This is a genomic window from Cupriavidus sp. SZY C1 (assembly GCF_032190535.1).
Taxonomy (GTDB): domain Bacteria; phylum Pseudomonadota; class Gammaproteobacteria; order Burkholderiales; family Burkholderiaceae; genus Cupriavidus; species Cupriavidus pauculus_C.
Genome location: NZ_JAUANU010000004.1, coordinates 274,730 through 295,879, shown reverse-complemented (window position 1 = coordinate 295,879; position 21,150 = coordinate 274,730). Strand labels below are relative to the sequence as shown.

General features: G+C 58.1%; 17 protein-coding genes and 1 pseudogene. 7 read left to right on the top strand and 11 right to left on the bottom strand.

What is annotated here, in order from left to right:
• Positions 1-18: 18 nt before the first annotated feature.
• Both QTN24_RS09590 and aceE read right to left on the bottom strand, forming a co-directional pair.
• Positions 19-1,335, bottom strand: coding sequence for a cytochrome P450 (locus tag QTN24_RS09590; protein WP_081201625.1), 1,317 nt, complete (start codon positions 1,333-1,335; stop codon positions 19-21).
• Positions 1,336-1,444: 109 nt separating this feature from the next.
• Positions 1,445-1,807, bottom strand: a pseudogene (aceE, locus tag QTN24_RS09585) (pyruvate dehydrogenase (acetyl-transferring), homodimeric type); the annotation flags it as partial.
• A gap of 151 nt (positions 1,808-1,958) precedes the next feature.
• Here aceE and QTN24_RS09580 point away from each other — a divergent pair.
• Positions 1,959-2,402, top strand: a complete 444-nt coding sequence (locus QTN24_RS09580; RefSeq protein WP_043355349.1) for a MarR family winged helix-turn-helix transcriptional regulator — start codon at positions 1,959-1,961, stop codon at positions 2,400-2,402.
• A gap of 357 nt (positions 2,403-2,759) precedes the next feature.
• Here the strand turns inward: QTN24_RS09580 and QTN24_RS09575 are convergent, their stop codons facing one another.
• The 4 genes from QTN24_RS09575 to QTN24_RS09560 all read right to left on the bottom strand — a co-directional run bounded on the left by QTN24_RS09575 (position 2,760) and on the right by QTN24_RS09560 (position 7,816).
• Positions 2,760-3,779: a LacI family DNA-binding transcriptional regulator gene (locus tag QTN24_RS09575; RefSeq protein WP_043355348.1), complete on the bottom strand. Its 1,020-nt coding sequence runs from the start codon at positions 3,777-3,779 to the stop codon at positions 2,760-2,762.
• 129 nt (positions 3,780-3,908) lie between these two features.
• Positions 3,909-4,895 carry a Bug family tripartite tricarboxylate transporter substrate binding protein gene (locus QTN24_RS09570; RefSeq protein WP_043355346.1) on the bottom strand — a complete coding sequence of 329 codons (987 nt, stop codon included), beginning with the start codon at positions 4,893-4,895 and terminating at the stop codon, positions 3,909-3,911.
• Between the two features lie 58 nt (positions 4,896-4,953).
• The gene (locus QTN24_RS09565; RefSeq protein ID WP_043355344.1) at positions 4,954-6,177 is read right to left on the bottom strand and encodes a CaiB/BaiF CoA transferase family protein; all 1,224 of its coding nucleotides are present in this window, start codon (positions 6,175-6,177) and stop codon (positions 4,954-4,956) included.
• Positions 6,178-6,211: 34 nt separating this feature from the next.
• Positions 6,212-7,816 (bottom strand): FAD-binding oxidoreductase, encoded by a 1,605-nt coding sequence (locus QTN24_RS09560; protein WP_043355342.1) that lies wholly within the window; start codon positions 7,814-7,816, stop codon positions 6,212-6,214.
• Between the two features lie 472 nt (positions 7,817-8,288).
• Between QTN24_RS09560 and QTN24_RS09555 the strand changes: the two genes are divergently transcribed.
• The 6 genes from QTN24_RS09555 (at position 8,289) to QTN24_RS09530 (ending at position 14,764) form a co-directional block, all read left to right on the top strand.
• Positions 8,289-9,170 (top strand): LysR substrate-binding domain-containing protein, encoded by an 882-nt coding sequence (locus QTN24_RS09555; protein WP_043355340.1) that lies wholly within the window; start codon positions 8,289-8,291, stop codon positions 9,168-9,170.
• A 332-nt stretch (positions 9,171-9,502) separates the two neighbouring features.
• The gene (locus tag QTN24_RS09550) at positions 9,503-11,014 is read left to right on the top strand and encodes an FAD-linked oxidase C-terminal domain-containing protein (RefSeq protein WP_043355338.1); all 1,512 of its coding nucleotides are present in this window, start codon (positions 9,503-9,505) and stop codon (positions 11,012-11,014) included.
• Between the two features lies 1 nt (position 11,015).
• Positions 11,016-12,089, top strand: a complete 1,074-nt coding sequence (gene glcE, locus QTN24_RS09545) for a glycolate oxidase subunit GlcE (protein ID WP_062794395.1) — start codon at positions 11,016-11,018, stop codon at positions 12,087-12,089.
• 10 nt (positions 12,090-12,099) lie between these two features.
• Positions 12,100-13,359: a glycolate oxidase subunit GlcF gene (glcF, locus tag QTN24_RS09540; protein WP_043358198.1), complete on the top strand. Its 1,260-nt coding sequence runs from the start codon at positions 12,100-12,102 to the stop codon at positions 13,357-13,359.
• A 127-nt stretch (positions 13,360-13,486) separates the two neighbouring features.
• Positions 13,487-14,011 (top strand): gamma carbonic anhydrase family protein, encoded by a 525-nt coding sequence (locus QTN24_RS09535; protein WP_043355330.1) that lies wholly within the window; start codon positions 13,487-13,489, stop codon positions 14,009-14,011.
• Between the two features lie 306 nt (positions 14,012-14,317).
• Positions 14,318-14,764 carry a MarR family winged helix-turn-helix transcriptional regulator gene (locus QTN24_RS09530; RefSeq protein WP_081050314.1) on the top strand — a complete coding sequence of 149 codons (447 nt, stop codon included), beginning with the start codon at positions 14,318-14,320 and terminating at the stop codon, positions 14,762-14,764.
• A gap of 257 nt (positions 14,765-15,021) precedes the next feature.
• On the opposite strand, the gene QTN24_RS09525 is transcribed toward QTN24_RS09530, so the two are convergent.
• The 5 genes from QTN24_RS09525 to QTN24_RS09505 form a co-directional block, all read right to left on the bottom strand.
• Positions 15,022-16,449: an NAD-dependent succinate-semialdehyde dehydrogenase gene (locus QTN24_RS09525; protein WP_062794397.1), complete on the bottom strand. Its 1,428-nt coding sequence runs from the start codon at positions 16,447-16,449 to the stop codon at positions 15,022-15,024.
• A 62-nt stretch (positions 16,450-16,511) separates the two neighbouring features.
• Positions 16,512-17,480, bottom strand: coding sequence for a Bug family tripartite tricarboxylate transporter substrate binding protein (locus QTN24_RS09520; protein WP_043355327.1), 969 nt, complete (start codon positions 17,478-17,480; stop codon positions 16,512-16,514).
• Positions 17,481-17,511: 31 nt separating this feature from the next.
• Positions 17,512-18,708 (bottom strand): NAD(P)/FAD-dependent oxidoreductase, encoded by a 1,197-nt coding sequence (locus QTN24_RS09515; RefSeq protein WP_062794398.1) that lies wholly within the window; start codon positions 18,706-18,708, stop codon positions 17,512-17,514.
• Positions 18,708-18,905 (bottom strand): ferredoxin, encoded by a 198-nt coding sequence (locus QTN24_RS09510; protein WP_043355325.1) that lies wholly within the window; start codon positions 18,903-18,905, stop codon positions 18,708-18,710. Before QTN24_RS09510 ends, QTN24_RS09515 begins: the two co-directional genes overlap by 1 nt.
• Before the next feature lie 23 nt (positions 18,906-18,928).
• Positions 18,929-20,218, bottom strand: a complete 1,290-nt coding sequence (locus QTN24_RS09505; protein WP_196765234.1) for a cytochrome P450 — start codon at positions 20,216-20,218, stop codon at positions 18,929-18,931.
• Positions 20,219-21,150: the final 932 nt, after the last annotated feature.

The window sequence follows — 21,150 nt, the reverse complement described above, 5'->3', positions numbered from 1 at the left end:
TGATTCGCCGTAGTGGATTTACCAGCTAACGGGCAGTGCCCTAACACCATACATGAGCGAATCGCTCTTGAACGCGAGGCTCTCGATGGGCACGGCCAGCCGAAGATTCGGCAGGCGCTTCAGTAGGGCGGTGAACATGATCTGCATTTCGACTCTGGCGAGAACTTGTCCCATGCACTGATGCGGGCCGTATCCGAATGCGATCTGTGTCCGGGCATCACGGCGGAGGTCAAAGACGTGGGGATCTTTGAACTGCTCCTGGTCGCGATTTGCGGAAATACTAAGCACGACAACGGGATCACCGGCTCGGATCAATTGCCCATTCACGACAACGTCCTCCAGTGCGACACGTCGCGTCCCGGACTGTATGACATCCAGGAAGCGTAGCATCTCCTCCACCGCGTTTGGAACGAGGCTTGGATTCTGGCGAAGCTCTTCCCAGATGTCCGGCCTCTGAAGTAGGAAGAGCACCCCCATCGACGTCGTATTTGCCGTCGTCTCGTGCCCGGCAATCAGCAGAAGCCTTCCAAGCGAGACCACGTCTGTTTCAGTGATATCGCCCTTCCGTACATGATTAACGATAAGGCGACTGAGGATGTCCTCCCCGGGGCTTTCGGATCTCTTCGCCACCAGTTCACGCAGGTATTCGCACAACGCTTGATTCGCGGCGCTAGCCTCTTCCCTCGTCGCGGTGCTCGACGTCATGATCATCGCCTGTTCTTGGAAGAAGTCGTGATCGTCGTATGGAACACCAAGCAACTCTGAGATAGCCAATGCTGGTGTCGCCAATGTAAAGGCGCTAACCAGGTCAGAAGGCTGCGGCCCCATCGCAAAATCTTCCAAGAGCTTGTCCACGATGGCCTGAAGTCGCGGCCGCAGATTCTCGATCTTTCGGATCGTGAATTCGCTGGTCAGCATCCGCCGTTGCTCTGAATGCTTGGGTTCATCCATGGTAATGAAGGTCCGGTTACTACTCCGAACAACCTTTACTGCGGCGCTGGAAGAGGGAAATCCCGGATGTGAGACGTCGGAGCTAAAGCGAGAGTCCGACAAGACAGCGCGAACATCGTCATAACGCGTGACAAGCCAAGCGATCTTTCCGTCCCAAAGCTTACCTTGTGCCAATTCGCCCTTCTGTTGCATCTGGAAGAACACCGGCGGCGGCGCCAAGGGATCTACGCGCTTAGGGGGGAAATCTGGGATTCCGCCGCTGTCGCCCTCAGCGTGAAAAGGACACGCTGATTTCGGCTCGTTCGCAGCCGCATCAAAAGGACAGCGCCCTTCTACCGCGGAAGATGGGTTGGAGGAAGGGGTGGGAGCAGGCGACTCCGTCATGGAAATATCTCCGAGGGCGATTGGTGGCTAATGTTAGGTAGCCTACCTATGTGGCGCAAAGGGGGGTTTACCCTCAACAACAGAATCGAAGGTCGACCCGTAGACATCAGAAGAAAGCGGAGAACCCATATGTGGCGATATGCCCGCCGACGTTGGAGTGCTTGCCCGCCCGCAACACCATCGCCATGGCATTCCAGCGCGCCATGGCGGCCAGTCGGCGCTCGATCGAGGTGTCGCCTGGGTACGGCTGCTCGCCCGATTCGGCAATCGTATTGACGTAGGGCGTCGTGATTGCGCCATGGAAATCCCCGTGTCGGGCCGCGTCCGATTCATGCAGGCGGCCGATCAGGTAGTGGGCGCGTTCGCGGCCTTCCACTTCGGTCACGGCGGCCAGGGCCTCAATCCATTCCTGGGTTTCCTGCGGGTCCACATCCAGCGGCAATACGTGTAGCGGCAACACCGGGGCATTCATCTCTGTCTCCATGGGATTGACGGGGCTTCGGTTCGCATCAGGCCCGGTCGGATAGGCGTGGCCATTGCGCTTCAAATAAATTGCAGTTGCAATCGTCTGGGCATTGTGAGCGCTCTGCGGCATAATTGCAACTGCAACTATTGGAGATACCATGTCGACTGAGAAGCCGGATTTGTGGTTTTCGTTTGTACGGTCGCACCGGGCCTTGATACGTGAGGTGGATCGGCGTCTTGCCGAGGCTGGACTGCCTGTCTACGCGTGGTACGACGTGCTGTGGGGGATTGAAAGCGGGCCGGAGGAAAGCCGCCGGATGCATGAGCTGGCCGATGTGCTTGCCATCGAGCGGTACAACCTGACTCGCCTGATTGACCGGCTGGAGCGTGAAGAGCTGGTGACCCGTATCCGGTCAGAGGAAGACGGCCGCGCCGCGTTCGTGTCCGTCACACGGCAAGGTAAGGCCTTGCGCAAGAAGATGTGGGGCATCTACGAGGCGGCGGTCAAAGAACTGTTTCTGGCCGAGTTCCGGCCGGAAGACATCGGGCGATTTTCTCGTGCGCTGGATGCGGCGGCAGCCAAAGCGGGGTGGCCGAAATAGGTTCGAACTCCCTTTTCGTGCGGTGACGCTTCTGGCTCGCGCCGGAGGGGACGAATGTGTCCGCTTTTTGGGACACGTTCGACTTAGTTGGCAACGGCGGTACCCTGACGCCTCAATCAAAGGTCAGTGGCATGACCGGCGCTTACCGGCCCACCCTAAGCGGACATCAGGATGGAGCAGAGACTGATATCCATTAGGCGCCCCGCATGACTGAAGAATTCCCTCAGAACGTTGTCTGCAACGCTTCATTTAATAGCTGGACAACGTATGCTTCGACCGCTTTGTGCCCGGTGAGGGCCTAGCTAGAGCGACGGCTGAGTTCCGTCCGTAGCGACAAAACGTAGTTTGGCTCACCAACTATTGGGGCGGCGCCGTACTTTCGCGAACTACAAGGTCAGGCTCGAACTCGGTCTGAATGCGTTTGGACCCGCCTTCAATCTGATCAACCAGGTTACGAGAAGTAAGTTCGCCAATCAGAACGGGATTCGAGTGTACGGTCGTGAGTGCGGGCGTCATCAGTTCCGCCATCTGCCAGTCGCCGAAGCCTGTAACTGAGATGTCGCTCGGAACCGATAGTCCCAATGTGCGGCACTCCGCGATCGCTGCCACAGCAACGAAGTCATTGATGCATATCAGGGCAGTCGGCTGTTCCTGATGCGGCAGCGAGTCATTACGCTCGAGACAGGTCCGAACCGCTTGCCGGACGGCAGATGCTTCGTACGGTGTCGGGAGAATGCGGTCGTCGGGTATCGAAATGCCGTTCTCACTGAGGACGTCTTGGATGCCCAGAAGTCGTTGAGAGGAGAGAAATTGAGTCTCTAGTGGCCCTGGGAGGACGGCAAACTTTCGATGTCCCTGTTTGACCAAATAGCTCGTCAACCTGCGCATCGCCAAGCGATTGTCATATCCCACCGTGGGATGCATACCCTCACGATCGACGGCCCACATTAGGACATACGGAATGGCATGCTTGTGGATTAGCGAGAAGACGTCAGGGTGATGCTGTGACCCGATAATGGCGATTCCGTCGACTCTGCGCTCCAAAAGCGCGCGCGCGCAGCGTAGTTCTGTCTCACTGTCGTCCCGGTGGCACGTCAATAAAACGGTGTATCCGAGCCGATCGAGCTGCGCCTCTAAGGTATCGACCGCTTTCGCGTAAAGCTCGTTCATCAGTGTCGGCGCAATGATGCCGACCGATCGCGTGCGCCCTTGACGCAGGTCCCGAGCCGAGGAAGACGGGACGTAGTTGAGGCTTGCGATGGCGTTCTGCACGCGCTCCAGCGTGTCAGGTCGCAGCCGATCCGGCGATGTCAGTGCACGGGAGACTGTTGCCGAGGAAACGCCGGCGAGGAGGGCGACTTGCTTGACATTCACCATATCGGATCAGCGGTTATCTTCAGCCTGGGATATCGGCCGACTGCCGTCATTGTAACGACCTTGGTAGTCCACAGGCAGTTTCCGTCGTCGGGGGGTATCCCGACGACGGACCGGCATTCCCGGTGAGGGCTAGTCGAGCCGGACCTTTGCTGAATCAGCCACGCGCTTCCATTTCGTAACTTCGGTGCGCAGAAACGCATCGAATGCTTCCGGGGTGCCGCCTGCGATCTGCGCGCCTTGAGCCATCAGCTTGTCGCGGACCTCCGGATCCTGAAGGGCTTTGTTGAACTGGCTGTTCATCTTAGCAACGATGGCTGGTGAGGTCCCGGTCGGCACCATAAATCCACCCCAAGAAACGGCTTCGTATCCGCTTATCCCGAGCGCTTCATCTACCGTCGGCACATCGGGCAGTGCCGGCAATCGAGTCTTGCTCGTGACCGCAAGAGCCCTGAGTTTTCCACTCTTGACATGTGGCATTCCAGCAAGCGCGGTGGGAAGGGCAACATTGATCTGCTGACCGAGCACGTCTGTGAGCGAAGGCGCGTCTCCCTTATAGGGAACGTGGTTCATCTTGACGCCAGCCATGGTACTAAGGAGTTCCCCGGCCAGATGGCTGCCCGAACCGTTGCCTGCAGATCCAAAGGTAATCTGTCCTGGCTTGGCCTTTGCTAATGAGACCAGTTGGCGCAGGTCCTTCACCGGCGAATTTGCTGCCGTGACGATAATGAGCGGCACCTTTGTCACCAAGACAACTGGCGTAAAGTCTTTCAGCGTGTCATAAGGAAGTCTCCCGTATACGGCCGGGTTGATGGCATTCGGCCCAAGGTTGGCCATCAGCACGGTGTAGCCGTCAGGCTGCGCCTTCGCAACGGCTTCATTAGCGATGATGCCGTTTGCGCCAGGCCGGTTCTCCACAACAACAGACTCTCCCCATGCCTGGCTAAGCTTAGCGCTTAGGAGCCTGGCGGTCACGTCTGAGGCGCCGCCAGGGGGATATGGAAGAACGACCCGAATCGGCTGGACCGGCCATTCCTTAGCGTGGGCGGCGGCCAGACCGATGGTCAGTGTCACTCCGCAAACGGCTAATGCCCCCGCAATTCGTAGCAATCGATGCATGTCTGTCTCCTTTGAACGTGATCTTTATGGTGATCACTGTGGTCGGGCGGATTACACGTCAGATCGTCCCATCGCGGCGCATTGCCTCAATTTGCTCCACAGACTTCCCGAGCTCATTTTTCAGGATGGTTTCAGTGTGTTCGCCCAGCGCTGGGGGCGCGCGAAGGTAGTCGATACTGCTGCGAGAGAACTTGATAGGGTTCGCAACCTGGGGCGCGCTTGCACCGCTGCTGTGGGGCAAAGAGAAAACCATTTCACGCGCCCGGATATGGGGATCCTCCAGTGCTTCTGGAATGCTCTGGATCGGGCCACAAGGTACGCCGACCGATTCCAGCAGTTTGAGCCACGTGTCTCTCTCTTCTTCTTCAAAGCGAGCCGAGAGCACCTCCACAAGACTTTCACGGTTCTTTAGACGATCCGCATTGCGTCGATAGCGGTCATCATCCGGAAGATTGATTAAACCCAGCGCTTCGCACATGGCTCGGAACTGCCGGTCATTACCGACTGCTACGATCAGAGAGCCATCGCTTGCAGGGAATGACTGATAAGGTGCGAGATTGGGGTGCGCGTTGCCCCAACGACGCGGGTGGCTCCCGCCCACCAAATAGTTCGAGGCCTGGTTTGCCAGCCACGCCACCTGCGTATCCAGCAGGCTCATATCGATGTACTGCCCGCGGCCACTGCCGACTCGCTCAAATAGCGCGCTGACAATTGCAACGCTTGCATACATGCCAGTCATCAAGTCCGATATGGGCACCCCGCATTTTTGCGGGCCGCCACCGGGGACGCCGTCGCGCTCGCCTGTGATGCTCATCAGCCCGCCCATGGCTTGCACCACGAAATCGTATCCAGCCCGCTTGCGGTATGGGCCCGTCTGCCCGAAGCCGGTGATGGAGCAGTAGACGAGCCGAGGATTGATCTCACTCAGGGTCTTGAAGTCCAACCCGTAACGTTGCATATCGCCGAACTTGTAGTTCTCAACGAAGACGTCGCAATCTTTGACTAGCTCGTGCAGCAAATCCTGACCGACCTTGCTGCTGACATCCAGAGTGATCGAACGCTTCCCGCGATTGGCGCAAAGGAAGTACGCCGACTCTTCCGTCGTCGTGCCATCCTCACGAGTAAGGAACGGCGGGCCCCAAGCTCGCGTGTCATCGCCGGTGCCGGGACGCTCAACCTTCATCACGTCAGCGCCCAGGTCGGACAATAGTTGCGTGCTCCAGGGTCCAGCAAGGATCCGGCTCAAGTCTAGGACCTTGATACCTGCAAGGGGGCCTGCCATATCTCCTACTCCTCTTTTTTGAGTTTCTAACTAATTAGCTCGGGTCGAACAGCACGCCAGGGTTCAAGACCTGGTGCGGATCAAAGGCCTGCTTGGCGGCCTTTAGCGCGGTGCAGAACAGCTCCGGCCGTTCCTTGTCGTACCAAGGGCGATGGTCCCGACCAAGCGCATGGTGGTGGGTCACCGTACCGCCTGCGTCCACCATGGCTTGCTCTCCAATGCGTTTGATCGCTTGGAACTGCTCGGGCAATCGAGCCTTATCGCCATAGGCAAACCACGTGAAATATGGCGCAGGGCCATCAGGGTAGAGGTGGGTAAAGCGGCAAGTCACCGAACCCGGGCGGCCGGTAACTTCGCGAATGGCCCGATGCGTTTCTGCCTTGACGTGCGCGTGAAGAGCGGCGAACTTGTCCCACGTGCACGCGGTTTCCATGGTCTCGCGCATGACGCCGCGAGCAATGGCGTACTCGCGCAGGTATGGGCCGCGCAGGAACTTGTTTCGCCAGCTCGATGTCGCAGCGTCCGCACCACCTTGGTTTCCGCTGACCGGATCATCGTCCCATTCGCCGCCGCACTCCGCGCAAATTTCCAGTGCTCGCTTCAGGCGTGCCTCGACCGGGTGGTCGGCGGACTCGAATCCCAGCACGAGAATGTCATAGCTGCCGTCGCTCGAACCCGTGTACAAGGCTTCTTCGCGTTCCACAAGGCGGGCATTGGCAGGGTTCAGTCCAGATTGAGACAGTACCCGTGTGGCCTCGACAGCGCGCGCATAGTCACGGAAACGTACGGTCACCTGCTTGCGGAAGACCGGCCGGCGGTGAAGCTTGACCCACGCCTCGGTAATGATGCCCAGTGCGCCTTCGGAGCCGAGGAAAAGTCGATCCGGATTGGGTCCCGAACCCGATACCGGGAAACGTCGGGATTCAATGGCACCCTGGGGCGTTACCACTCGCATGCTCTCGACGTGGTCGTCGATCTGAGTGAACGCGGTCGCAAAGTGGCCTGCTGCTCGCGTTGCGATCCAACCCCCCAGTGACGAGAACTCCCACGCTTGCAGGAAGAATCGCATGGTCAGGCCGGTGGGCTTGAGCTGTCGTTCCAGCTCCGGGCCAAGGACGCCCGCTTGAATGCGCGCGGCCTGCGATGTTTGGTCTACCTCCAGCACTTTGTTGAAGTGCTTCATGTCGATGGACACCACGCCACGGTAACGATCGTGCTCGGGCGGATTCACGCCGGCCACGACGCTGGTGCCGCCGCCGTACGGAACTGCAGCAACGTTCTGGCGCCCGCACCAGTCGAACAGGTCCACGATGTCCTGCTCAGTGCGCGGGTAGGCGATGACGTCCGGCGGGTTGGAAAATTCCCGGCGCATTGCGCGCGCAACATCCATGGTGCCCGCGCCGTAGGTGTGATACAGGCGGTCGTAATGATCGCTTGTGCAGATTTCGCGAAGCGACGCGGGCAGCTGTACGCGAGGTTTGCGCAGCGAAATTTCTTCGGGCGTCGGAAAAGGTGTCGCTTCGAAGTGCTCGACACCCAGCAAGCGTGTCCACGCTGCCTCGAACTCCCGGATTTCGTCCGGCGTGACGGTGTCACCCTCATAGCCCCACCCGTAAAACTTACGACGACGTTCCTGCATTGTTGCCTCCTGTGTGATGTGGTAATCGATTACATACGTTACGGTAACCTGCATCAGAGACTGTAAATAACCAATGCCAGTACGGTGATGAGGCGAAAACAGCACTGCGTGCAATCGATTACATAAGTTTAGATTGGTGCGGCATAATGTCAAGCAGTTAACGCAGTCGCGGCCATGGGTTGGAGCAGGAGTCGACGAAGAGATCGGATCGCTAAGAGACCTTCCCGCGGCGAGGTCACTGTGGGTTGGAGAGCGACTTACTTGGTGGTCTTCCCTTGCAGGGCGTCACGTACGTCCTTGCCTGAGGACCCAGTGAGTCGATCCTGAGCAAGCAATCTGGGGGCGCTTGCTCGTTGCAGCGTTGGCATGGTGCTCGAGCGACAGAGCAGCAAGAAGTGTGGCCGCTCCCTAGGCCTCAAGCGATGACATGCGGCATATCCGCCCTGGGTAGCCCACCAAACGGAGAGAAGATATGGCCCTGCAACACATCCCGCCCATTCAATGTCTTGTCACCTTCGAGACGGTTGCAAGGCTTCGGAGCGCCACACGTGCCGCCGACGAGTTGTGTGTAACAACCAGCGCCGTGAGTCATCGAATCCGCCAGCTTGAATCTCACCTCGGTGTTGAACTCTTCGGGCGGAGTGACTTCACGCTTTCTGCACATGGTGCAGCGTACCTGGCGAATGTCCGAAGCGGCCTCGCTGCGCTACAGCAGATGCCGGTCAAAAATGGAAAAGCCTCTTCCACGCGACTGCGGGTCGCGGTGACCCCAACTTTCTCCAGGCAGTTCCTGATGCCCAAACTGGAACTGTTCCGCAACAAGTATCCGGACATCGACCTTATCTTGCAGGTCTCCATCCCATTCCTGGACGTCACAGCCGAGCCATCCGATTTGGAAATCCGGTACGGCGCCGGCGGATATGCGGACGTCGATCATCGCGTCGTTCTCTCGGAGGAGGTGGCGCCGGCTTGCAGCCCTACCTATCTCAACGAGTTCGGCCCCTTCGAAGGCTTCGAAATGGCGGGTGAAATCGACCAGGCGCGTCTGATACGTAGCCCGCTTGAGCCTTGGACGACATGGTTCTCCTCATGTGGATTGACGAGAACGGAGCCGCATGTGGGCGCTCAATTCAACGATCTAGGGCTTCTCTATGACGCAGCCGCGTGCGGGTTCGGCGTGGCACTAGTGAGGACCCGTATGGCGCAGTCATGGCTAGAGGGGGGGCGACTCATCCGCATATCGGATCGATCCGTGCCTTCACCGATGGCGCACTACTTATGCTGGGAACCTGGGGCCCTGGAGAGATGGGAGTGCGCCGCCTTTATGGAGTGGCTCACCGACTCGCTAAGTTGAGCGGCCCAAACACGGCAATCAAGTTTTCTGCAACTCAACCGCAAATAACTCTCAACCTGCTATATCGCGTGATTGTCTACAGTCAAGTCATGGCGTCTCGTCGACGCCTTTGACAGAAGTGTATTAGAACCTCCCCACACAATGCATCGCATTCATCGCTCAACGTTTGAGCCTCAGCGCCCGGAAGCAACGCTCCGCCTTGGAGCTGCAGCATCCGTCCAGGCTGATTGCGCGGTTCGCCGGCTCGCTACGGTCGCGCCGTCGCTCCGCACTGATTATCCAATAGACCGGCACAGCACGACGCAGCTTCATCGCACCAGGAGGGCAAAGTCATGAATGCGACGCGTGACGGCTGGTTGGCACATCCTACTGACGCTGAGCGGAGGGAAGCCCGGCGTGCGGAAGTGGTTTCCGCGCTAGAAGGCGTGCTGCCTAGGGACCTTATCCTGTCGCAGCGCGAGGACACCCAGCCATTTGAATGCGATGGCCTTACGGCCTATCGGGCGCAGCCGCTCGTCGTGGTGCTTCCCGAAACAGAAGAGCAGGTTGTTGCCATTCTGCGAACGTGCAAGACGCTCGGTGCGCCCGTCGTGGCTCGGGGCGCAGGCACGGGATTGTCAGGCGGTGCGCTCCCACATGAGATGGGCGTGCTCCTTTCGCTCGCTCGTTTTAACCGGATCGTCAGGGTAGATCCTGTGAGTTGTACCGCAGTGGTCCAATGCGGTGTACGCAACGCCGCAATCAGTGAGGCAGCCGCTACGTATGGGCTGTACTACGCCCCCGATCCGTCCAGCCAGATTGCCTGCACGATCGGTGGAAACGTGGCCGAGAATTCCGGAGGCGTCCATTGCCTCAAGTACGGACTCACGTTGCAGAACGTAATGAAAGTACGGGGATACACCATTCAGGGCGAGGCGATAGAGTTTGGATCGGAAGCCCTTGATGTCCCTGGGCTCGATTTGCTCGGCGTCGTTGTAGGCAGTGAAGGGATGCTCGCAGTGACATTGGAAGTCACCGTCAAGTTAATTCCTAAGCCAGAACTTGCGCGATGCATCGTTGCAAGCTTCGACACCGTCGAAGCCGCTGGTGACGCCGTAGCCAACGTCATCGCGGCCGGCATCATCCCAGCCGGCCTGGAACTGATGGACAAGCCGATGACCGCCGCCGTAGAGGACTTCGTGCATGCTGGCTATGACCTGGACGCGGCCGCAATCCTATTGTGCGAGAGTGATGGGACGGCGTTGGAGGTCGAGGACGAGATTGTGAAGATGAATGCCGTCCTCACCGCCAGCGGGGCCACTCGTCTTGAAGCAAGTCAGGACGAGGCGCAGCGTCTTCGTTTCTGGAGCGGGCGAAAGAATGCATTTCCCGCGACGGGGCGCATGAGCCCGGATTACCTGTGCATGGATTCCACGATTCCTCGCAAGAGTCTCGCTGCGATCCTTCGAGCAATCAGCGAGATGGAGGTGCGCTATGGGCTTCGCTGCGTGAACGTGTTCCACGCCGGCGACGGGAATCTACATCCGCTGATCCTTTTCGACGCCAACAATCCCGAAGAACTGCACCAGGCGGAGCAATTCGGCGCTGAGATTCTGGAAACAAGCGTCACGCTTGGCGGGACGGTGACCGGAGAGCACGGTGTGGGCGTGGAGAAGCTGAACTCAATGTGCGTTCAGTTCTCAGGCGCAGAGCGAGAACAAATGTTTGCGCTGAAACGTGCATTCGATCCGCAATCGCTCTTGAATCCTGGGAAGGTAATTCCGACGCTGCATCGATGTGCCGAATATGGTCGCATGACTGTTCGGCGTGGGATGCTGCCGCATCCAGAAATCCCGAGGTTCTAGAATGACGACGATCCCCACGGAAGTGTCTCATCTGATTGAGACAGTCCTGCATGCAAGAAAAACGAAGACCTCTCTCAACATCGTTGGCGGCGGTACGAAATGCTTCTACGGTGAAGAGCCGTCGGGTGAACCGTGTGATGTCCGGCGCCTCAGCGGAATTTGCAGCTATGAACCGTCTGAGCTGGTTGTCACCGCTCGTGCAGGCACACCGCTAGAAGAACTTGAGGCCGTGCTGGCCGAGCACAATCAGTACCTTGCCTTTGAGCCGCCACGCTTTGCTAAAGGAAGTACTGTCGGAGGAGCGGTCGCGGCAGGTCTGAGCGGGCCAGCACGCGTCGGGGTAGGGTCCATTCGGGACTTCGTTCTCGGCGCGACCATGATTAACGGCAAAGGCGAGCTTCTGACATTCGGCGGGCAAGTGATGAAGAACGTTGCCGGTTATGACGTTTCGCGTCTCCTGGCGGGCTCAATGGGAACACTCGGTGTTATCTGTGAGGTCTCGCTGAAGGTTCTGCCCATTCATTCATCGAGGATCACCCTGTTCATTGAACGCGACGAAGCAGGGGCGTTGTCTCTCTTAAACGGGCTGACTCGGCAAGCATTGCCAGTCAATGCGAGTGCCTGGCACGACGGAAAGCTGTTCCTCCGACTGAGTGGTGCAGCCTCTGCTGTCACGGAAGCCAGAAAGCGTTTGGGCGGGACTGAGCTGGAACCAGACGAAGCGTTGTCCTGGTGGGATGCCGTCCGCGACCACCGCCACGACTTCTTTTCACAGAGCGACGCGCCTCTCTGGCGTGTTTCCGTTCCGGCAGTCTCCCAACCCTTCTTGGCCGCGAATCAGCTTATTGAATGGGGTGGTGCATTGAGATGGCTATACACCGACGATCCCATCGAGGACGTTCGGGAAATGGCGTCATCGCTTGGTGGTCACGCCACGCTGTTCAGGGATCCGCATCATAGGAGCGGCGTGTTCACGCCACCGAGCGATGCGCTCTTCGAGATTCATCGCAATCTCAAGCAAGCGTTTGATCCCGATGGCATCTTCAATGTTGGTCGACTCTACCCCGGCCTGTAAGGGGCTCCATATGCAGACAAAACTAAGTCATGAGTTTGCCAACACTCCAGAAGGGGCGGAGGCCGAAGAGATTCTGCGCAAGTGCGTGCATTGCGGCTTTTGTACGGCAACGTGTCCGACTTACCTGCTTCTGGGCGATGAACGTAACGGACCCCGGGGACGCATCTACTTGATGAAGCAGTTGCTTGAGGGGGAAGAGGTCACAGCAAGCACCCAACAGAATCTAGACCGCTGCTTGACGTGCCGGAACTGTGAAAGCACCTGTCCCAGCGGTGTCGAGTACGGCAAGCTAGTTCACATTGGGCGGAAGCTAGTCGATGAGCGAATTCCTCGTCCGCCAAAAGACCGCGCGGTGCGTTGGCTGCTGCGTGAGGGGCTAACTTCGCCATTGTTCTTGCCGGCCATGAAGATTGGCCGAATGGTTCGGCCGCTACTTCCTTCCAAGCTCGCCAACAAGCTTACGCCGAGCAGACCTGCGGGTCAGCGCCCAACGCGCCGCCACGCCAGGAAAGTGCTCATGCTCGAAGGTTGTGTGCAGCCGGCGATGATGCCGAACATCAATTCTGCGACCGCGCGGGTACTCGATGCAGCCGACTTTCAGGTTGTAAGTGTTCCTCGAGCCGGTTGCTGTGGCGCGATCCGGCTGCACACCGGAGATCACAAGGGCGGCCTCGATGATATGCGCAGAAACATCGACGCCTGGTGGCCGGCGATTTCCAGCGGTGAAGTCGAGGCAATTGTCATGAACGCGTCCGGCTGCGGCGCGACCGTGAAGGACTACGCCGACTTGCTAAAGCATGACGCGGAGTACGCCGAGAAGGCAGCTCGGGTTAGCGAGTTGACCCGCGACCTGAGCGAATTGCTTCCTGAACTTCTGCCAAGACTGCGCGGCAAAGTCAAAGCGTGCGACAAGCCGGCCTTGGCGTTCCATCCGCCGTGCACGCTGCAACACGGCCAGAAGCTGCGGGGAGTGGTGGAGGAGCATCTGGGACAGTTGGGCTTTTCCGTTCATCGTGCCAGCGTGGAGAGTCACCTTTGTTGCGGCTCAGCCGGCACCTACTCCGTTCTGCAGCCCGAAATTTCACTCCAGCTCAGAGACCGCAAGATCGAGCATCTGAGCGAGAAGCAACCTGACTGCATCGTGTCCGCGAACATCGGTTGCATCCAGCATTTGCAAAGTGGAACGCCCACGCCAGTAAAGCACTGGATCGAGGTACTGGATGATGCAATCGAGCCGGCAGTCCAACCAGAGGAACAAGTATTTATCTAGCGGCAGGGCAAGAAACGGCGTCGAAGTCGGCACGGGCTGCGAGAGCGGCCCATGCAGTAGTGTTTCGCCTCCTGCAAGTAACGCGGTCGGCGAAAAGTTAGTCACATCAAGATAAGAGGAGCATTTTGTGGCGATCTATCGAATTGGAGAGAAAGAACCGACAATTCATCCGAGCTCGTATGTATCCGAGCATGCGGTAATCATCGGCGACGTGGAAATCGCCGAAGACGTGTCCATCTGGCCCGGCGCTGTGATCCGCGGCGACAATGAAAAGATCACGATTAGGCGAGGCGTGAACGTCCAGGAGGGGGCTGTGTTGCACACCGATCCTGGCTTTCCCGTCGAGGTAGGCGAGATGGTCTCCATTGGACACCAGGCGATGCTTCACGGTTGCAAGGTCGGAGCACGTAGTCTGGTCGGCATTCAGGCTGTGATCCTGAATGGATCCGAACTCGGACAACAATGCCTCGTGGGGGCCGGATCCTTGATCGGCGAGCGCAAGAACTTCCCGGCAGGAGGCTTGGTCATGGGCACACCTGCAAAGCAGGTACGTGAACTAACGGAGGAAGTCAAAGCTGCGATCGAGAAGAACGCTGACGACTACATTAACAAGGCGAAGACGTACAAGAAGGACCTGGTCAAGCTGAGTTAGCAAGCTCCGCGCGTCGGCGGATCAAGCGTCGACGCCTTGAGACGAGAGCGCCAGCCAGCGCCTCGTCTCGTCATCCCTCTCCATCAAGATTGGTGCTCCGGCCATCGCGAACGAACGCGACAAGGCCCGGCCTTGAGTTGCTACCCGGCCACAGGCACAGAACCCCTTCACGCGCCGCCGCTGTCTGCGTGGTCGCTACCCTCACCAGTCGGACCATATCGACTCGGTGCCTCCAGGTACTTCGCGCGATCATTCTTCACTGAATCGTTATATCATCTGCTCAGTGATTGCCCCCTTTTTGTAGACATGACAGAACCTACGGTTGAAATGCTTGCGGACGAACTTAGACCCCGCTTGATGCGGATCGTTGTAGCGCTGCGGCGGGAAATGAGAGCGGCGCACGTGCCCCCCGCGCAGAGCGCTGTTCTTAGTGCATTGCTCGTAAGAGGGCCGATGCGAGTTAGCGATCTGGCCAGGAATGAAGGCGTCAGATTGCCTACGATGACGCAGATTGTCGGGCGGATGGTCGACGCCGAGTTAATCGCGCGCTCCGCACCCGTCGGCTCGTACAACAACATGATTCAGATTACTGATGAAGGCCGGGCTGTGGCCGGCAAATTGGCCGCACAGCGGACGGCGGCACTGGGCAAGCGCATGGAGGGATTGACGCCCGAGGAGTTGCAGACGGTGATCGCGATGTTCCCCATCATCGATAAGATGTTCAAAAGAGAACCGTGGCTGGACCACGAGTAATACCAACGAAATCTTCCTGGAAGACGACACGATTCGAGAAGGCTTATCGCTAGCCGGCCGCGCTTGCGCTGCAACTGCGGAGCCATGCAGGGAGTTGTCAGAGTCGCCGAGAGCAACCGCATCGCCCAATATGGGGCGCACTGCCGCGACCTATACGCTAATAAAAAAGGCGCCTAACACTCACTTAGGCGCCAAAACCTGACTGGGAACGTAGCTTCGGGGGAAAGGGCGACGTATCGCCCTTTGCGGCCCCCGATCTACACTTGAGTTACAAATTTCGTGACGAGATAGCCGTCGAACGTCTCGGTCCCACCCTCACTCCCGATACCGCTATCTTTAATGCCTCCAAACGGTGTTTCGGCGAGAGCGCTTCCAAAGTGGTTGATGTTGACCATGCCGGCCTCAAGGCGGGTAGAGACAGCATGCGCTGTCTTCGCTGACTCGGTAAACACGTAAGACGACAGGCCGTAAGTCAGTTTGTTCGCCCGTGCCAGCACCTCATCCAGATCGTCGAACGCTACAACCGGGGCGACAGGGCCGAATGGCTCGCAAGTCATGAGCATGGAGTCGTCTGAAATGTCTATAACGACGCTGGGCGCGAAGAAATGTCCTGTGTCGCTGCACCTGGTCCCTCCCACGACAACCTTTCCGCCGCGCGCTTTGGAGTCGGCAATCAACCCTTCCATTGCAGCAACACGGCGTTGGTTTGCGAGCGGTCCCATCTGTGTCGAGCTGTCTATACCGTTGCCGACCCGCACTGCGCCAATGACGTCCGTAAAACGCCTGAGGAACCTATCGTAAGCCCCGCGCTGGACGAAGAAGCGGGAGGGCGAGACGCATACCTGACCAGCGTTTCGCAGCTTGTAGTTTGCAAGCATCTCGGCGGCGGTATGGACATCCGCATCGTCGAAGACGATTGCAGGGGAGTGACCACCAAGCTCCATAGTGATTCGCTTCATATGGGATCCTGCTAGAGCTGCTAGTTGTTTGCCAACAGCAGTGGACCCCGTAAAGGAGATCTTCTGGACCAGCGGAGATGCAATGAGGTGTGCTGACACCTCCGCCGGGACGCCAAATACAATGTTTAAGCAACCAGGAGGAAGGCCCGCATCATGGAACAGTTGAGCGATCGCCAGCACGGCACTCGGTGTCTCTTCTGGTCCCTTCAGAATGATCGTACAGCCTGCGCCAAGCGCGGCAGAGATTTTCCGGATCGCCTGATTGAAGGGAAAATTCCAAGGGGTGAAGGCTGCGCAGACTCCGACCGGCTGACGTAGCACGAGCTGGCGGACGTTAGGGTTGCGGCTGGGGATCACGCGGCCGTAGATCCGCCGAGCCTCTTCTGCATGCCAGTCCGCATGCTCTGCACAAACCGTTACTTCGCCCACGGCTTCGTGCAGAGGCTTCCCCTGGTCAATGGTCATGTTGCGGCCGATTTCCGGCGCCCTTTGACGGGCGAGCTCCGCAACTTTACGCAAGATTGCACTGCGTTCCAAAGGCGATGAGTCGCGCCACGTCAGGAAAGCTCGATGAGCCGCCTCGACGGCGGTGTCGAGGTCCTCGCGGGTGGCGAGCGGCAGTCGCCCAACGACCTCCTCCGTCGCAGGATTGACTACGTCCTGGTGTCGCCGGCCTTCAATGCCGAGAAATTCGCCATTGATGTAAAGGGATAATTCTGGATACACAGCGTGTACTCCAATGACTAAGAGGTTAGCTACGAAATTCTGTGCTTGTGACGGAGGTCGATCTATTCGAGCTTAAAATCACCGACCTTAATTACTGCATCAATGCTCTTCTTGCGCTGCTTAAGGTAGCCCTCGAAATCCTCCGGGGACTGCGTAATGACTTCCATTCCAGTGCCTTGCATCCGCGTGCGAAGCTCGCCGTTCTTCAAAATCGTAGCGACATCGCTCTGCATTTTTTTGATTGCGTTCTGGGGCATCTTGGCAGGCGCATACAGGGCGATGGTTCCCGTAAGCTGGACGTCAATCCCCGCTTCCTTGAATGTAGGGACGTTTGGCAGCATAGGCGAGCGTTCTGGCGTCGACACGGCAAAGGCCTTCACTTTTCCAGCCTTAACGAGTTGCGCGATCGGTGCCATATCGATCATGAGCATATCGATCTCGCCTGAAACGATAGCGGGGACACTTTGCCCAGCACTCTTGTAGCCGACTGGGGTCATCTTTACCCCGGTCTTTTGCGCGAACTCCTCCATACCGACACGCATGCCCAAGTTGGCCCATCCGTACGTGAACTTCCCGTTGGCCGCACGAGCTGCCTTAATGAGGTCAGCGAGGTTGTTGTATGGCGCGGAAGCCGGGGTCACCACAACGAGTGGGGTTGCGGCTAGCCCGCTCACAAGGGTGAGTTCCTTGGTGGGATCGACAGCAACAGTGGGGCGCAAGTTTGCGTCGATGATCAACGTGGACGGGGGCATGACCAGAAGGATCGAACCGTCCGGTTCAGCTCGCGCGACAGCCTTGCTGGCGATCGCCCCGTTTGCGCCTGGCCGATTTTCGACGATTACGGGCCGATTCCAGATTTTTGCCAGCTCTTCGCCAACTGCGCGTGCAACTACGTCGGTGCCACCGCCCGGTCCGTAGCCAACAAAGAGCCGGACCGGCAACGGGCCAGATTGCTGGGCGTACAGGATGGAGGGCAGGGCCAGGGAGCAGAGTAGGACTGCTCTGCGGATAGCCGAAGCGGGTTTTGTCATGTTGTCTCCTCTTTTATTATGAAATACAGCCTTAACCTGCTACCGCAGCTGGAGCGTGGCTCTTCGTCCACTCCTCCTTCAACAGCTTGATGTGCTCACGCGCTTTTCTACTGGCGTTCCAACTAAGAACGCCCATCAAAACGTCTCCCTGGTAGTAGCGAAAGATGCAGGAGTCGTCTTTCAGTTGATCCCCTTCGACAACTTCAACGGTGTATTGAGGGCCGATGCGTCCGTAGCTGTGGATTTGGACCTGGTACTGATCCGACCAGAAGAACGGCAGCGGAGCGTATTCAACGCGAGAGCCGAGCATGTTCTTTGCCGCGGCCATCGCCTGTTCGCTTGCATTCGTCCGGTGTTCAATACGCATGTGCTCGCCGTAGCCTTTGTGAAACCACTCTGCAGCATCGCCGGCGGCATATACGTTCGGGGCTGCTTCACAGTATTCATTGCAGACTACGCCGCTGCGGATGTTTAATCCGCTGCACCACTGCACGCTGGGAACTGCGCCGATAGCCACAACAATTACGTCGCAAGCAATCACAACCCCAGTGTCCAAGCGGACTTCGGTAATGGTGCGGTCACGCCATTTCACCTCCCTGAGTTCGCAGTCGTTGTGGAAAACCACGCCGTTGGCTTCATGGAGTTTTTCGATCCGCTTCCCAACGATATCCCCGACTCGCGCCCCGAGAGGAACTTTCGACTTGTCGATGACGGTCACCTCACAGCCGCTGGTCTTTGCAATCGCCGCTAACTCTGTGCCGATGAAGCCCGCGCCGACTACTAGTGCCCGCTTTCCGGCAGTCAGATGTTCCCGAATCGCCAGCGCGTCGTTTAAGTTGCGCAGGCTGTAGCAGTTCGCCGCCTGGCTGAGGTTGGGAATCACTCGAGCGTCCGCGCCCGTGGCGATCAGCAAGCGATCATATTGAAGTGTGGAGCCGTTGCTGAGTTGCAGTGAACTGGCGTCCGTATCGAGGCCGGTGGCCGATGTCCCGTCCAGGTAGTGCAGGTTCAGCGCCTTCATGCCGTCTTCGGACACAAGGTTGAGCGCCTCTACCGGACATTCTCCTGCCATCAGCCGCTTTGAAAGAGGAGGGCGGTCATAGGGCATGCCGCCTTCCTTTCCAATCAGCGTGAGCCGCCCTCCCCAGCCCTGTGCGCGCAGCGCTCGTGCTGCCGTGATGCCGGCGGCCGAGGCGCCGACAACGACGATGTGCTCGGGGGAGTTCATCACTGATCCTCGTGAATCTCGATGGCGAGCGCTGGGCAGATGCCAGCCGCCAGGCGTGCTGATTCGAATTGGTCAGCCGACGGCTCTGCGTTCAAGAGAATGACGATGCCATTGTCCTTTTGGTCGAACAGATCCGGCGCGTTGACGACACATTGACCAGAACCGCAGCACTTTTCGGGGTAGATTGTGATTTTCATGATGCTTCTCATTTAAGTCGGGATTACCAGCGAACAGGGAGTTCCTTGACGCCATACATGAGTGAATCGCCCTTGAACTCAAGGCTTTCCACGGGAACAGCAAGCTCGAGGTTCGGAAACCGCTCCAGCAAGGCGGTGAACATGATCTGCATTTCGAGCCGTGCGAGGGGTTGACCGATGCACTGATGCGGGCCGTATCCGAACGAGACCTGCGTCCTTGAATCTCGGCGAAGGTCGAACACATTCGGATCTTCAAATTTCGAGCTGTCGCGATTGGCCGAGACACTCAGCACTACAACGGGGTCGCCCGCCTGGATCATTTGTCCGTTCACGACAATGTCCTCGGTCGCGACACGACGCTTTCCTGAATGTGTGACATCCAGATAGCGCAGAATTTCTTCCACCGCATTTGGAACGAGGCTTGTGTCTTGTCGAAGCTCATTCCAGATATCCGGTCGTTGCAGGAGGAAAAGCACTCCCATTGCGGTCGTATTCGCCGTGGTCTCGTGGCCGGCAATCAGCAAGAGCCTTGCAAGGGAAACAACGTCCGTTTCGGTGATATCGCCCTTTCGTACGTGATTGACGATGAGGCGGCTGAGGATATCTTCCCCGGGGTTCTCCGATCTCTTCGCCACCAGGCCCTTCAGGTACACCTCGCACAACTCATGATTTGCGGCGATGGCCTCCTCAAGCGTCGCACTACTCGACGTCAGGACCATCGCCAGTTCCTGAAAGAAGTCATGGTCTTCGTACGGAACGCCAAGCAACTCTGAGATCGCCAATGCCGGCGTAGCCAACGTAAAGGCGCTAACCAGGTCGGAGGGTTGAGGCTTTGTTGCGAAGTCGTCCAGCAGCTTGTCTACGATCGCCTGAATCCGCGGGCGAAGGGCCTCGATTTTGCGGATCGAGAATTCACCTGTCAGCATGCGCCGATGCTCTGCATGCTTGGGTGCATCCATGGTGATGAAGGTCCGGTTACTACCCCGGGCAACTTTCATTGCAGCACTGACAGTGGGATAGCCGGGATTCGTAATGTCAGAACTAAAGCGAGGGTCAGACAGGACCGAGCGGACGTCGTCATAGCGCGTAATCAGCCAGGCGATCTTTCCGTCCCAGAGCCTAGCTTGCCCCAAGCCGCTTCCTTGCTGCATCTGGAAGTACACCGGCGGCGGCGACAAAGGATCGACCCGTTCGGGCGGAAAGTCGGGGATGCCGCTGTCCCCGCCAGCGTGCATCGGACACGTGGACTGCGCAGGTGAGGCCGCGTGAAACGGGCAGCCAGTCGACTGCGTGGGGGTTTGGGGGGCGGTCATGAATATGTCTCCGATGGGAAATTGTGAGTACATATTAGGTAGCCTACCTACTATATGCAAAAGGGGTTTACCCTAATCGGTGCAGAGGATTGACCTCGCGTCACAAATCTCGAGCGGGACCAGGGGTGGGAGAGGAGGGCGTGGCTAGACTGGGGGAGCCCAGTTGGCCTGAAGGCGGGCGACCGCCGATTTCAGTGGTCAAGATATGCCGCCGGTGACCCACTGGGTATGCGCGAGGACTGTTTGCCTTCTGGTTGTTATAGCTCGTCCCAGGGTAGATATGCGGTCCGGCCGGGCTGGCTGACGACAGAGGTCGGTACCGAGTGAGGCGCGGCCGGAGGCCCGCTTGGGACCTGCTGGAGGCCACCTTTGACGCCGGGACCTTCCGTAAGGTCGGGATCGCAGGGCTTCGGTTCTTACCTATGCATAGGCGTGAAAAAACACCCGCATGGACGTGGGGTTAGAAGTGCGCGATCGCCACCACTCGCTGACCAAGGGGGCAGCCTCACGACGCGTTGTTAAAGAGGCGCGGGGGGACAGTGAAGCCGGTGCAAGAAGGCAAGCGAGAAAGCCGAAGCGACCTCGCTTTGGCAGCCTACAAATCAAATAAATAGGCTCCAGCTCTCCCCTAACTCGGCACTGAGGTACTCGAACATCGACATGAATCGAAAGCGCTCCCATTGATTGAACGCCTCGCGTACCGCTGCCATCAGTGACATAGCTACCTCCGGGGTGATCGACTTTAGTTAGGGGGGCCACCGCAAGAAAAAAGCAGGTCTTTCAACACTCGTTCGCATCGGCGCATAGCCCATTCCACGATGCAATCGATTACATAGAGCGTAGGTCGCCACGATGGTCTGTCAAGATAAAGCGTAAAAGTGTCATTTGCGGCTCAAAATCAGCCACCTGACTTCGTTGATGGGAGGGTAAAC